Here is a 15,036-nt window from a genome sequence, read left to right as displayed (position 1 = left end):
GATCCTCACGGCTTCTACGGCTTCTACGGCTTGAGGTAGCGCTCCTCGATCAACGAGATGAGCTGCTCCAAGTGGTCATATGTCGGGGGCTCGACCACGTTGACGAGGTTCGTGGTGAGCGGGGTGTTCTTGGCGAGGTTGGCGAAGACCTGGGGGTTCGCGGTGCGGAAGCCGTACCGGGCGGCGAGGGCGGCGAACTCGGGGTCCTCGGTGAGCAGGCGGCCGACCCGGGTGGCCGGCTCGTCGAAGGGGACCAGGGTGTGCTTGCTGAGCACGGTCGGCGAGGGGTACAGCAGGCGCATCTCCGGGCGGATCGCGCCGTCGGCGGCGAACAGGTGCGCCGCGTACTGGGCCTCGTAGATCACGACCATGGGCGTCTTGCCCATGCCCATGGCGAGATAGTCCTCGAAGGGCGCCTCGGTCGTCGACTCGGAGTAGCCCTGGTCGAGGAAGAGCGGCGCCACCGCCTCGGCCACCTTCCCCGACTGTTCCGCCGATGTCACGACATCGTCGCCGTTAGCGACATAGCTGGTCATCGCCAGGTACATAGCGGCCGAGTTGGAGGTACGGATATCGGTGGTCGTCAGCAGGACCCGCTTACGCGCCTTATACGACGAACCCGGCAAAGAATCCCACCGAGTCCCCTTCGCCACCAAATCAAGATATTTCCGGATATCGAGGGTTTCGCCGGTGACCACGCCCGCCCGCGTCAGGGCGTCCACGATCGGTTCGAAGGTCGCCACGCTCATCGGCGAGTGGAACGGGGAGAACGTCACGCTCGCCCCGCGATCCTTCTTGATCTTCTCGGCGGCCGGCACGCTCGACGGGAACGCGAACGCGTACCCGCTCAGATCCACCGAACTCGCGATCTCCCGCGACCCGGCCGTGTCCACCTCGACCCGCAGCCCGTGCCGGGCGAAGGCGGCCTTGACCTCCGGGTCGTCGAAGAACGGCTTCTTCTCCGAACCGATCACCCCGCGCACCACGGTGAGCTCCGAGCCCTCCCGGTTCCCCAGCACCAGGGCGGCGGCGACCCCGCCGCAGAGCAGGAGCGCCAGCACGGCGCCAATCCAGCGTCTACTACTCATCTCACCCTGAATTATGTGACCGCCCGCTTTGCCCGGTGGGTCCGAAAGACAGAATTCAGCGCGTGTTCATTTTGGGGTAATTGGGGGGTCGACTCCCCCCGGGGCTGCCTGTTATCCCACCCGGGCGCAGAGAACCCCTCCAGAACGCACGATTGCATTTTTTCAGTCCTGGCCTGATGTGACGATGCTTGGGTTTTCGACTACGGGGAGGCGAACGTGTACCGCGATCCGATGCTGCCGCCGGTCGTGGCCAGAGCGCTGGCGGAGTACCGCACGCTGCTGGCCGAACACGGCATCACCTGGGGGGAACCACCGCTGGGTTACGTGCGAATGATGAGCTTCCTCCGGTTCCCGGATGAGGCGTACCAGATGTCCAAAGAGCCGGACCTGGACCGGGCGTTCCGGGACGCGCTGGACGGCCATCCCACGCCGGACGGGCTGACCGTCCTGCGGCTGCTCCCCGCCGGGCTCCGCCTGGAGGCCCGCCCGCTGGCCGTGCTCTCCGAGCACCCGCTGCCGTGCGTGCTGCTGATCGACTCCGCCCGCGACACGGCGACGCCCGTCCGCGTGGACGGCCAGACCCATCTCGTCCCGGCCGGCGGGGCCCGGCTGATCGAGATCACCACCGGCAGCACCCTCACCGTGTCCGGGGAGGAGGTGGACCTGTCCGTGCTGACCAGGGCCGCCGTGCCCGCCCGGCTGCGGCTCCGGGCGGGCTTCCCGTGCCGGTGGAGCGTCACCACCACCGACGGCCAGGGGTGGTATCCGGCGGGCGCCGACCGCCGCCGCGACTACCACGGCGTGCCGTTCTTCCACGGCGACGACCTGGTGCTGGACGTCCCCGCCGAACCCCTCACCGTGCGGTCCTGCCGCGGCATGGAGTACGGCACCGCCGAGGCCGCCGTGCACCCCGCCCCCTGGCGGGAGACCCTGGTCGAACTGGCCCCCGAGCGCCTCTACGACGCCGCCGCCCGCGGCTGGTACGGCGCGGACCTGCACGTGCACCTCAACTGGGCCGGGGACATCGTGGCCACCCCCGCCGCGGCCGCCGCCATGCAGCACGGCGAGGACCTGCACGTGCTCAACCTGGTCGCCGGGAACGTCTCCGGCGAGCGCGTCTACGACCGCGAGGCGCTGCAGCACTGGGCGGGCCGCGACCTGCCCTGGTCGGACGCCTCGCACGTGGCCAGGATGGGCGTCGAATACCGCAACGACCTGCTCGGCCACGTGCACGCGTTCGGCCTGACCGCGCCCCCGTCGATCTACCACACCGGCTTCCTCGGCCAGGCCGACTGGCCGCCCAACGGCGCCGCCTGCGGCGAGCTGAAGGAACTGCGGGCCGTGCTCGGCTACGCGCACCCCTTCCACGGCCCGATCCTGGAGGCCCGCGAGATCACCGGCTCCGGCGAGCGCAACTGCGACGCCCGCGCCCTGGTCGTGGACGCCGCGCTCGGCCTGGTGGACGGCATGGAGCTGCTGCACTTCTCCGAGATCTCCGGCACGGTGAGCGTCTACCGCCGCCTGATCGGCGCGGGCAACCGCCTGGCGGCCCTGGCGGGCACCGACACCATGCTCTCCTTCACCCGGCAGGACACCGTCTCCAGCCCGCCCGGCTGGGAACGCGTCTACGCGCGCCTCGGCGGCCCCCTCTCCGCCGAGTCGTTCGCGAACGCCGTACGGCACGGCCGGACCTTCGCCACGACCGGTCCCTGGCTCGAACTCCGCGTGACCGACGAGAACACCGGCGTCGCCTGCGACGTCGGCGACACCCTGCACCTGCGGCCCGGCGACCGGGTCACCGTCACCGCCCGCACCATCGGTCCCGAGGTGGAGCGCCTCGAACTGCACACCGCGGGCGGCCTGCTCGCCGTCGGCCCCGCCGGTGAGCTGTCGGCCACCCTCGACGTCCTGGAACCCACCTATGTCGTCGCCGCGGCTTCCGGCGGGCGCCACCCCCGATCCCTCCACCGCGAGGTGTACGCCCACACCAGCCCGGTCTACCTGGACGTGGCCGGACGCCACGTGGCCCGGGCCGAGGACGTGCGCTGGTGCCTGGAGTGGCTCACCCTGCTGGCGGGCACCGTCCGCGAGCACGCCCGCCTCGACTCGCCCGACCAGCTCCGCGACCACCTCGACCTGATCGAGAAGGCGACGGCCGTCTACCGTTCCCGGGTTTGACTTGGAGCGCGCTCCAGCTCCCAGACTTCCATCCAGCGCCCGATCTGGCTCGGGCGCGGGAGAGGAATCCGGATGAGATACCGCACAATCGGCACGAACCCGGACACCCGCCGCGAGGTGAGCGTGCTCAGCCTCGGCGCGATGTTGTTCGGCACCGCCACCGACGAGCCCACGTCGATGGCCATCCTCGACCGGTACGTCGAGGCCGGGGGCACCTTCATCGACACCTCGGGCAACTACGCGTTCTGGGAGAACGGCGGCCAGGGCGGCGAGAGCGAGGGCGTGCTCGGCCGCTGGCGGCGCAGCCGCGGGATCGGGGACGAGATCGTCATCGCTACCAAGGTGGGCGCCCGTCCGCTCGCACCCGGCACCAGCTACACCGACAATCCCGAGGGCCTGTCGGCCAAGGTGATCAGGGAGTCGGCGGAGCGCAGCAGGGAACGCCTCGGCATGGACCGGCTGCACCTGATGTACGCGCACATCGAGGACACCCGGGTGCCGCTCGGGGAGACCGTGGAGGGCTTCGCGGAGCTGGTCGCCGACGGCACGGTCGGCCTGCTGGGCGTGAGCAACCACTGGACCTGGCGGGTCGAGCGGGCGCGCAGCCTCGCGGCGGCGGCGGGCCTGCCCGGCTACGAGGTGCTCCAGTACCAGCACAGCTACGTGCGCCGCCGTACCGACCGGCCCTCCCAGCTGTCGGTGGACGGCGACCTGGGCGCGACCAGCGGGGATCTGCTCAGCTATGTGCGGGAGAACCCCGAGCTGACGCTGGTGGCGTACGGGCCGCTGCTCAGGGGCGGCTACGTCCGGGCGGACCGGCTCGACGCGGGGCTTGACGGGCCGGGCAAGGAGCCGAGGCTGGCCGCGGTCGCCGAGATCGCGGCGGAGACGGGGGCGACCGTCAACCAGGTGGTGCTGGCCTGGCTGATGGGCGGGGAGATCCCGGTGCTGCCGCTGGTCGGCTGCTCCTCCGTGGCCCAGCTGGACGAGGCGCTGGGCGCGGTCGACCTGGACCTGACCGTGGCGCAGCGGGCCCGGCTGGACGCGGCCGGAGTCAGCTGAACAGGGTCCGGCCCCAGTAGTCGCCGGCGTCCCGCACCCCGGGCGGGATCGCGAACAGGCCGCTGGAGACGTGCTTGATGTACTCGTTGAGCACGTCCTGCCGGGCCAGCGCCAGCTGCACGGGGACGAACTGGCGGTGCGGGTCGCGCTGGTAGGCGATGAAGAACAGCCCGGCGTCCAGGCGGCCCAGGCCGTCGGAGCCGTCCACGAAGTTGTAGCCGCGGCGGAGCAGGCGCGCCCCGCCGTGGCTGGACGGGTGCGCGAGCTTGACGTGCGCGATGTCGGCGATCAAGGGCTGGCCGTCGGGACCCTTCTTCGCGAAGTCGGGCTCGTCGAACTCCTTCGCCATGCCGTGGGCGGCGCCCTCGCCCTTGGTGCGGCCGAAGATCGCCTCCTGCTCGGTGAGCGAGGTGCGGTCCCAGGTCTCGATGTGCATCCTGATCTTGCGGGTGACCAGGTAGCTACCCCCGGCCATCCAGGCCGCGCCGTCCTCCTCGGCCACCCACAGGTGGTCGCGGAGCATGTCGGTGTCCTCCAGCTTCAGGTTGGCCGTGCCGTCCTTGAAGCCCATCAGGTTGCGCGGCGTGGCCTGGGCCCGCGAGGTCGAGGAGGTCCGGCCGAAACCGAGCTGGGAGTAGCGCACCGACACCTTGCCGAAGCCGATCCTGGCCAGGTTGCGGATCGCGTGCACGGCCACCTGCGGGTCGTGCGCGCACGCCTGCACGCACAGGTCGCCGCCGGAGATCTCCGGCAGCAGCGCCTCGCCGGGGAACTTGGGCAGCTCGGCCAGGGCCGCCGGCTTGCGGTCGGCCAGCCCGAACCGGCCGTCGAACAGGGACGGGCCGAAGCCGATCGTCAGGGTCAGCCCGGAGGCGGGCAAGCCCAGGGCCTCGCCGGTGTCGTCCGGCGGGGCCTCAGGCACGCCGCCGACCGCGCCGAACGTCCCGGCGTCCTGGCCCTGGGTCATCCGGGCGGCGGCGGACGTCCACTCCTGCAGCAGGTCCACCAGCTCGGCGCGGTCCTTCGTGGTGACGTCGAAGGCCACGAAATGCAGGCGGTCCTGGGCGGGCGTGACGATCCCGGCCTGGTGCTCGCCGTAGAACGGCACCGGGTCGGAGGCCGACCCGGTCCGCGCGGGGGCGGCCTCCTCCGGCAGGGACGCCACCGCCAGCGTGCCCGCCCCCGCGGCGGCCACCCCGGCCGCGCCGAGGCCGAACAGTTTCCGGCGGCTGATGCCCGGCATATCCGCTCCTAGTAGTCGTGCGGTCTTACTGTGCCACCACGGCGGCGATCTTACTGACCGGCTCGGCGAGGGCGTTGATCGTGTCCGAGAGGACCTTCAGCTCGTCCTTGCTCAGCTCGGTGTGGAGCTTCCAGCCGTCGCCCTTGCGGTGCGCCTCAAGGGCGGTCTCGGCGGCGGTGAACTTCTCGTCCAGGGTCTTGACCAGGGCCGCGTCCCGCGCCTCCAGCACCGGGCGCAGCGCCTGCACGGCGGCCTGCGAGCCCTCCAGGTTGGCCGCGAAGTCCCACAGGTCGGTGTGCGAGTAGCGGTCCTCCTCACCGGTGATCTTCCCGGTGGCCACCTCGTCCAGCAGCTCCTTCGCGCCGTTGCCCAGCTGCAGCGGCGACAACTTCTCCGCGTTCGCCTTCTCCACCACCAGCTTCACGTCGCTCATCAGCTGGTCGGCGATCGGGCCGGAGCCGCTGATGTCCTTGGTCGCCCACAGGTCCTTCTCCAGCCGGTGGTAGCCGGTGAACTCCATGCCCTCCTCGATGACCTCCTCCCGGCCGTCGATCTTCGGGTCCAGGTCGCCGAAGATCTCCGCCACCGGCTCGATCCGCTCCCAGTAGGTCCGCGACACCGGGAACAGCGCCTTGGCCTTCTCCTGGTCGCCCGCCTTGACCGCGTCCACGAACTCCTGCGTCTTGACCAGCAGCGCGTCGGTCTGGCTCCGCACGTAACGCTGGTAGCTGGCGGTGGCCTCGGCCAGCTGGGCGTCGTCGGTGAGCGGCTTGTGCTCGCCGGTCACCTTGAGCGGGCCGCGGATGCCCTTGCCGATCATGCCGGGCTTGCAGGCCGTCTCGTACGTCCCGGCCGGCAGCTCGATCACCAGGTCCCGGGTGAGGCCGGGGACGATGTTCTCCACCTCGCCCATGACCCGGTCGCCAGGGGCGTACACGTAGAACTCGGTGACCTTGCTGCCGCCGTTGGTGATCGAGAACGTCGCGGTGCCGGCCGCGACCTCGGCCGTGCCGACCTGGCAGGCGGTGTCGCTGGCGGCCACCGCCACCTTCCCGTTCCCGGCCGGGGCCGAGCCGCTCGCGGCGGGGGCGGCCGGCTCCGTGCCGCCGCAGGCGGTGAGGGTGGCCAGGGCGAGAGCGCCGAGGAGAAGGGCGTTGCGCATGGATGTACTCCCGTTACGAAATGGACTCGGCGAGCTTGGCCGGGGCGGCCGGGCGGAGGAAGAGGTACAGCACCGGCAGCACGTAGGCCACCCAGGCGGTCACCTCCAGCACGCTCGGCGTGGCGGTGATGTTGAACATGCCGCTGAGCAGGGCCGAATACCAGGCACTCGGGTCGAGCACGCCGCTGATGTCGAAGGCGAGGGTGTTCAGGCCCGGTAGGATCCCGGCCTCCTGGAGGTCGTGCACGCCGTACTTGAGGATGCCCCCGGCGACCAGGATGAGCAGCAGGCCGGTCCAGGTGAAGAACTTGGTGAGGTTGACGCGGATCGCGCTGGCGTACAGGCCCCAGCCGATGAGGATGGAGGTGAGCAGGCCGAGGGTGATGCCGATGAGCGGGGTGGCGGTGGTGGCGGCGCCCTGGGCCGAGGCGAAGAACAGCAGCGAGGTCTCCAGGCCCTCGCGGACCACCGCGAGGAACGCCATCACGGCGACCGCGACCGAGCCGACCTGGAGCGCCTCGCCCAGCTTGGCGCGCAGATCCGAGGCGATCTTGCGGGCCGCGCCGCGCATCCAGAAGATCATCCAGGTGACGAAGACGGTCGCCGCGATCGAGGCGACCGCCTCGAACAGCTCCTGCTGCTCGAAGGCCAGGTGGGCGGCGGTGAAGGAGAGCAGCGCGCCGAAGGCGACCGACAGCGCGACCGCGGCGGCGACGCCCGTCCAGACCAGGGACAGCCTGTCTCGCCGGTCGCTCTTGACGAGGAAGGCCACCAGGATGGAGACGACCAGGGTCGCCTCCAGCCCTTCCCGGAGCCCGATGAGGTAACTGGCGAACACGCGATCACTTCCACAAGGTGAGGCTTGCCTAATTTAGGCGAGCTTTACCTTACCCATACGAGCGGGCGGCCACGCCGGTGGGGGTGGGTCGTAATTCGTTTGATGCGCGCGGATGAGCCGCGTAACTTTGTTCGCGTCCCATCCCCGTTCCCGGGAGCTTCCATTGAGGTTCTGAGGTCGACGCCAGGTCTGATCACTGTCTGATCGCCGGCGTCCTCGCGTGTCCATGAACACGACCTCACAGGGACGACTTATGTTGGCAATTCATGATCTTTCTTTCGCGTGGGCGGATGGCACTCCGGTGTTCGACGGGGTGGAGCTCGCGTTCGGGCCGGGGCGTACCGGCCTGGTCGGGGTCAACGGGTCCGGGAAATCCACGCTGTTGCGGGTGCTGGCGGGCGAGCTGACGCCCAGCCGGGGGAGCGTGCGCGCGGGCGGGGTCATCGGGTACCTGCCGCAGAACCTGCCGCTCGGGGTGGCCAGGACGGTGTCCGACCTGCTCGGCATCACGGCGGCCCGCGAGGCGCTGCACGCGATCGAGCGGGGGGACGTGTCGGAGGCCAACTACGCGGCCGTCGTGTGGGACGTCGAGGAGCGGGCCCGCGGCGAGCTCGACCGGCTCGGGCTGCGCGACGTGGGGCTCGACCGTCAGGTCGCCGCGCTGTCGGGCGGGGAGACCGTGCTGGTCGGGCTGGCCGCGCGGTTCCTGCTGGAGCCCGACGTGCTGCTGCTGGACGAGCCCACCAACAACCTCGACCTGGCGGCGCGCCGCCGCCTCTACGACGCGGTCCTGGCGTGGAACCGCACGCTCGTGGTCGTCAGCCACGACCGGACGCTGCTCGGGTTGGTCGACCAGATCGTCGAGCTGCCGTCCGCGCGGGTGTTCGGGGGGAACTTCGACGCGCAGGAGGAGATCCTGGCCGCGGAGCGGACCGCCGCCGAGCGGGCGGTGCGGACGGCCGAGGGGGACCTCAAGCGGCAGCGGCGGGATCTGGCCGAGGCGCGGGTCAAACTCGACCGGCGCGCCAGGTACGGCAAGAAGATGAGCGAGCAGAAGAACGAGCCGAAGATCGTCATGGGAAACCGGAAGCGGCAGGCCGAGGTGTCGGCGGGCAAACACCGCACCCTGCACGAGGAGAAGGTCGAGCAGGCCCGCGAACGCCTCACCGAGGCAGAGCAGGCCGTCCGCGACGACGCCGAGATCCGCGTCGCCCTCCCCGCGACGACCGTCCCCACCGGGCGTATTGTCCTTTCACTCCCGCTGTACGGCCTGACCGCAACAGACCACGATATTTCCGAAATTTCGGTCGATAGCGTGACTTCGGGACTGGAGCTGAGCCACCTCATCGTCAAAGGCCCCGAACGAATCGCCCTGGTCGGCCCGAACGGCTCAGGAAAGACGACCCTGCTGGAGCGCATCGCGAACCACACCCGCGAGGTGGGATCCCCCGACGGCGTCTTCGTGCCGATGCGATATCTCCCGCAACGCCTGGACATCCTCGACGACGACCTGAGCGTGCTCGAGAACGTCCGCGCGGTCGCACCGGAAACGTCGATGAACAACATCCGCGCCGGTCTGGCGCGATTCCTCTTCCGCGGCGCCCGCGTCGGCCAGCCCGTCGGCACCCTCTCCGGCGGCGAACGATTCCGCGCCGTCCTGGCCGCGCTGCTGCTCGCCGAACCCCAGCTCCTGCTCATGGACGAGCCCACCAACAACCTCGACCTGGCCAGCGTGCGGCAACTCGCCCAGGCGCTGTCCGCCTACCGGGGCGCGCTGATCGTGGCCAGCCACGATCTTCCGTTCCTGGAGTCGATCAATCCGACTCGCCGAATTGACACTTCCGGACTTGACGGGAAACAGTTGGACAGGTGATCACTCCCCGGTTCCTCGCCGCCGCCGCGGCGGCGGTCACACTCAGCGCGTGCACCGCGGCCCCGGCCTCGCCGGGCGACCCCGGTTCCTCGGCCCCCGCCGCCGGGTCACCCTCGCCGTCGGGCCTCAGCCCCGCCGCCTACCGCACCACCCTGGACTCGGCGGGCGGTCCGGTGGACACCGCGCTCAAGGACCTGGCCAAGGCCAAGACCCCGAAGACGCTGGGGGACCGGCTGACCCGGGCCGAGACGGCGGTCGGCGACGCCCTGACCCAGCTCGAACCGGTCCAGCCGCCCGCCGACATCACCACAGAGCACTCCGACTATCTGGCCGCGCTGCGCGGCATGGAGACCACCCTCGGCGACCTGCGGACCGGCGTGGACGAGCTGTCGCTGTGCACGGCCACGGCGGTGCTGGCCCGGTTAGGCAAGTCCGACGACTTCGCCGCGCTCAAGGAGGCGGGCATCGACCTGGCCTCGCTCGGCGACTACCCGGGCGGCAAGGTCTCCGTCAAACCGCCCAAGGAGCAGAACCGGCGGCAGGCCAACGGGAAGGTGCTGCGCTCCGCCGTACGCGGCGGGCGGAGCAAGCTGATCGTGAAGAACGGCGGCGCGCAGGACGCGGTGCTCACCATGATGCTGGGCAAGCGCAAGGCGGTGTCGGTCTACGTGCGCAAGAAGAGCCGGGCCACCGTGCCGAACATCAAGGACGGCAACTACCGGGTGTTCTTCGCGACCGGGGTCGACTACGACAGCAAGAAGCGGCGGTTCAACCGGACCTGCGACTTCGAGCGGTTCGACGACGCGGTGCGGTTCAAGACCACGTTCAGCGGCAGCACGATCCGCTGGAGCGACTGGACGCTCACCCTCAACAAGGTCACCGGCGGCAACGCGCCGTCGAGCAAGGTCGACCCGGACGATTTCCCCAGCTGAGCATGGAGAAGCCGCGGTCCCCACGGGACCGCGGCTGGGAAGCTCAGCTGGAGAAGAGCGCGTTCACCCAGCTCTTGCGGTGGCCATGGTGGTAGCCGTGGCCGCCGTGGTGGCCGCCGCCCCAGGCCGGGCCGGGAGCGGGGGGCGGGGGAGCCGCGTTCCACTGGTTCTCCATGCGGGAGAGCGTCTCCAGCTCGCCGTAGTCCAGGAAGATTCCACGGCAGTTGTCGCACTGCTCGATGTGGACGCCGTTACGGTCAAAAGTCCGCATGTTCCCGCGGCACTTGGGGCACTGCATGAGCGTCATCTCCTTAAGAGGCGTTAACCATTCACCCTACGACGGTGGCGGTGTGGCCAGGATCCTCTCGCAGGAGGAGATCAGAGCCTCCGCCGCCTCGTCAAGGGCGGTGTTGTCGCGGCGCGCGGTCGCCATTGCCGTGGCGGCCAGTTGGACTGTCAACGCGCGGGCCGGCCCGTCGAGTTCCCGCCACGGGTCGCCCGGCGAGACGGCGGTCCCCCCGGCGGCCAGGTAGGAGCCGAGGAACAGGTTCCATTCGTCCGGCGAGACGAGCCCGGACGCGAACCAGGCGGCCGGCCGGGCGAGATCCCAGGCGGGGTCGCCGTACCCGAGGTCGTCGGGGTCGATCAGCAGCCACGCGCCATCCAAGCGGATGAGCTGCCCCAGATGCCAGTCGCCATGCGTCAGCCCGCTGCCCCGTTGCCGGAGATCCAGCGTCTGGTACGCCTTGCGGGGCAGGTCGCCGGGTTCGAGCTGGGCGACGGCCCGGGTGACCCGCGCGGGCCCGCCCATCGGGGGTAACCCGGCGGGCAGGGGCTGGGCGTGTAACCGCGCCAGCAGCCGCCCGCCCTCCTCCCACGGCGGCGTCTCGAGATCGTCGGGCGTGAGCGGCTCCCCGGCGGGCCAGATGGTGACAAACCGGTCTCCCACCCGGTCGGTTCCCAGCGGCTCCAGCAGCAGGCCGGGCAGCCGTACCTCCAGGCGGGCCTTCAGCTCGGCCTCGTCGGTCCCGGCCGGGTGCGCCTTCACCACGACGTCGCCCACCCTGATCACCAGGACGCGGGTGTCCTTGAGCACGGTGGGCGGGCCTTCGCGGCCGGACAGCCGTACCAGCTGAGAGACCAGGTCGGGGGGCACCGGCTCAATCTACCCGGCGGGCTCTAGGGTTGCCGTATGAGGATTGGATTCGCGGTGCCGGTGTCCGGGTCGTGGGCGACGCCCGGCACCATGGCGCGGGTGGCGACCCGGGCCGAGGAGCTGGGCTATGACGAGGTGTGGACGTTCCAGCGGCTGCTCTACCCGGTCGGGCATTCGATGGGGTCCAGCTATCGGAGCGTTCAGGACCCGATCGTCACGTTGTCGTACGTGGCGGGGGTCACCTCTCGCATCCAGCTCGGCGTTGCCGTCCTGAACCTGCCCTTCTACTCCCCGGCCATGCTGGCCAAGCAGCTCGCCACCCTGCAGATCGTCTCCGGCGGCCGGCTGGACGTGGGGGTCGGCCTGGGCTGGGTGGAGGAGGAGTTCGCCGCCTCCGCGGTCCCGATGGAACGCCGCGGCAAGCGCGCCGAGGAGTATGTGCAGCTGCTCCGCAAGCTCTGGACCGAGGACCCGGTCGAGCACAAGGGCGAGTTCTACGCGCTGCCTCCGGTCCACCAGGACCCCAAGCCCGCGCCCGTGCCGCCGATCCTGATGGGCGGCGCGGCGCCGGTCGCCCTGCGCCGCGCGGGCCGCCTGGCCGACGGCTGGATCAGCTCCAGCCGGATGGATCTCACCAAGATCCACGAGCAGATCTCCATGGTGAAGGAGTCGGCCCGCGAGGCCGGGCGCGACCCCGGCGCGCTGCGTTTCATCTGCCGCGGGGTGACCCGCCCTGGATCAGACAGCTCCGCGCCGCTCGCCGGTTCGTACGAGAAGATCCGGCAAGACGTCGCGGCCCTGGCCGAGCAGGGGGTCACCGAGGTCTTCCACGACCTCAACTTCAACCCCGAGTTCGGCTCCGTCGACGCCGACCCCGCCGTGTCCATGCGCCGCGCCGAGGAGGCCCTGGAGGCGCTCAAACCCTAGGGAGTCATCTCGTAGGCCTGCGCGATCAGTTCGTACGACCGGATTCGCGTCTCCGTGCCGTGCACGGTCGTGGTGATCATCAGCTCGTCCGCGCCGGTGCGCTTGCGCAGCTCCTCCAGGCCGGTCCTCACCTGATCGCGGTCGCCGTAGACGACGTCGGCCAGCCGCCCGTACACGAACTCGGTCTCCGCCGCCGAATACGGATACGCGGCCGCCTCCTCCGGCGTCGGGAACCGTCCGGGACGGCCGAGCCGCATCCGCAGGAACGCCAGCGCCCCCGCCATGGCCTGCCGCAGCGCCTCCTGCTCGCTCTCGGCCGCCAGCGCGGAGACCCCGATCATCGCGTACGGCTCCGCGAGCACCTCCGACGGACGGAACGAGGTGCGGTAGAGCTCCAGCGCGGGCTCGGTGCCGGCCGCGCTGAAGTGGTGCGCGTACGCGAACGGCAGCCCCAGCAGCCCGGCCAGCCGCGCGCTGAACCCGCTGGAACCCAGCAGCCAGATGGGCGGCCGGTCGTCCCCGCGCGGGATCGCCTGGACCCGGGGGTTGGCGCCGTCCAGGAACGCGGTCAGCGCGGCGACCTCCTGCGGGAACTCGTCCGGGTCGACGTTCGCGCTGCGGCGCAGCGCCTGCGCGGTGACCATGTCCGTCCCCGGCGCCCGGCCAAGACCGAGATCGATGCGCCCGGGATGCAACGCGTGCAACGTCCCGAACTGCTCGGCGATCACCAGCGGCGCGTGGTTGGGCAGCATCACCCCGCCGGACCCCAGCCTGATCGTGCTCGTGGACGCCGCCAGGTGCGCGATGATCACGGCGGGGGAGGAGCTGGCCACCCCCGGCATGCCGTGATGCTCGGCCACCCAGATCCGGTGATATCCCCACTCCTCCGCCCGCTTCGCGAGCTCGGTCGCGCCCCGCAGCGCCTCGCCCGGGCTGCCGCCCTCCCCGACCGTGGCCAGCTCAAGCACCGACAAAGGAACTTCGGCCGCACCTCGCGCGACGCCGCGAATGTTCTCCATGAACGCAGACAACCGGAGATGCGCTCCGGATATTTCTGGAATCCTCCGCGCACCTGCGATGCTTGGACCATGACTGAGCGCAAGCCCATCGACTGCTGGCTGTCGGACATGGACGGCGTCCTGGTCCACGAGGGCAAGCCCGTGCCCGGCGCCGACGAGTTCATCCAGAAGCTGGGCGAGTCCGGCAAACGTTTCCTCGTCCTCACCAACAACTCCATCTACACCCCCCGCGACCTGTCCGTACGGCTCCGCGTGGCCGGCCTCAACGTGCCGCCGGAGGCGATCTGGACCTCCGCCATGGCCACCGCCGACTTCCTGTCCGCCCAGCGCCCCGAAGGCTCGGCGTACGTGATCGGGGAATCGGGCCTGACCACCGCCCTGCACGAGGCCGGCTACATCCTCACCGACCTGGACCCCGACTATGTGGTCCTGGGCGAGACCCGCACCTACAGCTTCTCCCACATCACCCGCGCCATCCGCCTGATCGAGAACGGCGCCCGCTTCATCGCCACCAACCCCGACGCGGTCGGCCCCTCCCACGAGGGCAACCTGCCCGCCTGCGGCGCCGTGGCCGCCATGATCACCAAAGCCACCGGAGTCGAGCCGTACTTCGTGGGCAAGCCCAACCCGATGATGATGCGCAGCGCGCTCAACCGCATCGAGGGCCACAGCGAGAGCACCGCCATGATCGGCGACCGGATGGACACCGACATCGTCTGCGGCATGGAGGCCGGGCTGCACACCATCCTGGTCCTCACCGGCGTCACCCAGCGCGACCAGATCGACCGTTTCCCGTTCCGCCCGTCCCAGATCGTCCCCTCGGTCGCGGATCTGATCGATCTTGTCGAGTAGCTGCCACGTCCTGTCAGCATCCCGTGCGAGGCTGACGGGATGAACCACCTCTACCTGGAGATCGGCCCCAAGAAGGTCTTCGCCTGCTCCATCGACTGGCCCGGCTGGTGTCGGGTCGGCAACTCCGAGGACCAGGCGATCGAGGCGTTCCTCACCTACGAACCCCGCTACCGCGTCATCGCCGACCGCGCGGGCCTCCCCTTCACCCCCGGCGATCCTGTGATCACCGAACACGTCAAAGGCGACACCACCACCGATTTCGGCGCCCCCGGCGCCATCCCGCCCAGCGACCACGCCCCCGTGACCGAAACGGAAGCCACCCGCGCCGCCGCCCTCCTCACCGCCGCCTGGGCCGAATTCGACGCCTACGCCACGGTGGCCCCCGAAGAACTCCGCAAGGGCCCCCGGGGCGGCGGCCGCGACCGCACCAAGATGATCGCCCACGTCACCGAAGCCGAACGCGCCTACGCCCGCAAGATCGGCCTGAAACACAAACCCCTCAAGTCCCCCGAAGACCTCACCACCATGCGCACCGCCATCACCGAAACCCTCGGCGCCCCTTCCCCCGGCGGCGCCGAACACGGCTGGCCCGCCCGCTACGCCACCCGCCGCATCATCTGGCACGTCCTGGACCACCTGTGGGAAATGCAGGACCGCTCAACCTGACCGGCCGGATGGCGGCGGGCGTGGGAGCCGGGCCGCGTCG

At 70.5% G+C, this 15,036-nt stretch carries 14 protein-coding genes; 7 read left to right on the top strand and 7 right to left on the bottom strand.

What is annotated here, in order from left to right; all coding sequences use genetic code 11:
• Positions 1-23: 23 nt before the first annotated feature.
• Positions 24-1,088: a hypothetical protein gene (locus tag Amac_RS10920; protein ID WP_155354217.1), complete on the bottom strand. Its 1,065-nt coding sequence runs from the start codon at positions 1,086-1,088 to the stop codon at positions 24-26.
• A 216-nt stretch (positions 1,089-1,304) separates the two neighbouring features.
• On the opposite strand from Amac_RS10920, the gene Amac_RS10915 reads away from it, so the two are divergent.
• Positions 1,305-3,266 carry a CehA/McbA family metallohydrolase gene (locus Amac_RS10915; protein WP_246268242.1) on the top strand — a complete coding sequence of 654 codons (1,962 nt, stop codon included), beginning with the start codon at positions 1,305-1,307 and terminating at the stop codon, positions 3,264-3,266.
• Between the two features lie 72 nt (positions 3,267-3,338).
• Positions 3,339-4,328 carry an aldo/keto reductase gene (locus Amac_RS10910; protein ID WP_155354216.1) on the top strand — a complete coding sequence of 330 codons (990 nt, stop codon included), beginning with the start codon at positions 3,339-3,341 and terminating at the stop codon, positions 4,326-4,328.
• Here the strand turns inward: Amac_RS10910 and efeB are convergent.
• The 3 genes from efeB to efeU are packed head-to-tail and all read right to left on the bottom strand — an operon-like array spanning position 4,321 to position 7,571.
• A complete protein-coding gene (efeB, locus tag Amac_RS10905; RefSeq protein WP_155354215.1) occupies positions 4,321-5,571 on the bottom strand; it encodes an iron uptake transporter deferrochelatase/peroxidase subunit in 1,251 nt (416 codons plus the stop codon). The genes Amac_RS10910 and efeB overlap by 8 nt on opposite strands.
• 25 nt (positions 5,572-5,596) lie before the next feature.
• Positions 5,597-6,733, bottom strand: a complete 1,137-nt coding sequence (gene efeO, locus Amac_RS10900) for an iron uptake system protein EfeO (protein ID WP_155354214.1) — start codon at positions 6,731-6,733, stop codon at positions 5,597-5,599.
• Positions 6,734-6,746: 13 nt separating this feature from the next.
• Entirely contained in the window at positions 6,747-7,571 is an 825-nt protein-coding gene (efeU, locus tag Amac_RS10895; protein WP_155354213.1) for an iron uptake transporter permease EfeU, read from the bottom strand.
• Between the two features lie 253 nt (positions 7,572-7,824).
• On the opposite strand from efeU, the gene Amac_RS10890 reads away from it, so the two are divergent.
• Together Amac_RS10890 and Amac_RS10885 are read left to right on the top strand one after the other, a co-directional pair.
• Positions 7,825-9,444: an ATP-binding cassette domain-containing protein gene (locus Amac_RS10890; RefSeq protein ID WP_155354212.1), complete on the top strand. Its 1,620-nt coding sequence runs from the start codon at positions 7,825-7,827 to the stop codon at positions 9,442-9,444.
• Positions 9,441-10,376, top strand: a complete 936-nt coding sequence (locus tag Amac_RS10885) for a hypothetical protein (RefSeq protein ID WP_155354211.1) — start codon at positions 9,441-9,443, stop codon at positions 10,374-10,376. The genes Amac_RS10890 and Amac_RS10885 overlap by 4 nt, the downstream gene beginning before the upstream one ends.
• 43 nt (positions 10,377-10,419) lie before the next feature.
• Here the strand turns inward: Amac_RS10885 and Amac_RS10880 are convergent, their stop codons facing one another.
• Together Amac_RS10880 and Amac_RS10875 are read right to left on the bottom strand one after the other, a co-directional pair.
• Entirely contained in the window at positions 10,420-10,683 is a 264-nt protein-coding gene (locus Amac_RS10880) for a TFIIB-type zinc ribbon-containing protein (RefSeq protein ID WP_373869610.1), read from the bottom strand.
• A gap of 27 nt (positions 10,684-10,710) precedes the next feature.
• On the bottom strand, positions 10,711-11,532 hold the full coding sequence (locus Amac_RS10875) for a phosphotransferase family protein (RefSeq protein WP_155354210.1): 822 nt from the start codon (positions 11,530-11,532) through the stop codon (positions 10,711-10,713).
• A gap of 36 nt (positions 11,533-11,568) precedes the next feature.
• Between Amac_RS10875 and Amac_RS10870 the strand changes: the two genes are divergently transcribed.
• On the top strand, positions 11,569-12,459 hold the full coding sequence (locus tag Amac_RS10870; protein ID WP_155354209.1) for a TIGR03619 family F420-dependent LLM class oxidoreductase: 891 nt from the start codon (positions 11,569-11,571) through the stop codon (positions 12,457-12,459).
• Here the strand turns inward: Amac_RS10870 and Amac_RS10865 are convergent.
• Positions 12,456-13,478, bottom strand: coding sequence for an LLM class flavin-dependent oxidoreductase (locus Amac_RS10865; RefSeq protein ID WP_155354208.1), 1,023 nt, complete (start codon positions 13,476-13,478; stop codon positions 12,456-12,458). The two genes, Amac_RS10870 and Amac_RS10865, sit on opposite strands and share 4 nt — an antisense overlap.
• Positions 13,479-13,547: 69 nt before the next feature.
• Here Amac_RS10865 and Amac_RS10860 point away from each other — a divergent pair, with 69 nt between their 5' ends.
• Both Amac_RS10860 and Amac_RS10855 read left to right on the top strand, forming a co-directional pair.
• Positions 13,548-14,330 carry an HAD-IIA family hydrolase gene (locus Amac_RS10860; protein WP_155354207.1) on the top strand — a complete coding sequence of 261 codons (783 nt, stop codon included), beginning with the start codon at positions 13,548-13,550 and terminating at the stop codon, positions 14,328-14,330.
• A 39-nt stretch (positions 14,331-14,369) separates the two neighbouring features.
• On the top strand, positions 14,370-14,996 hold the full coding sequence (locus tag Amac_RS10855; protein WP_155354206.1) for a hypothetical protein: 627 nt from the start codon (positions 14,370-14,372) through the stop codon (positions 14,994-14,996).
• Positions 14,997-15,036: the final 40 nt, after the last annotated feature.

This window comes from Acrocarpospora macrocephala (assembly GCF_009687865.1).
Taxonomy (GTDB): Bacteria; Actinomycetota; Actinomycetes; order Streptosporangiales; family Streptosporangiaceae; genus Acrocarpospora; species Acrocarpospora macrocephala.
Note: the sequence above shows the minus strand (reverse complement) of the source record. Positions and strands in the feature narration are given on the sequence as shown.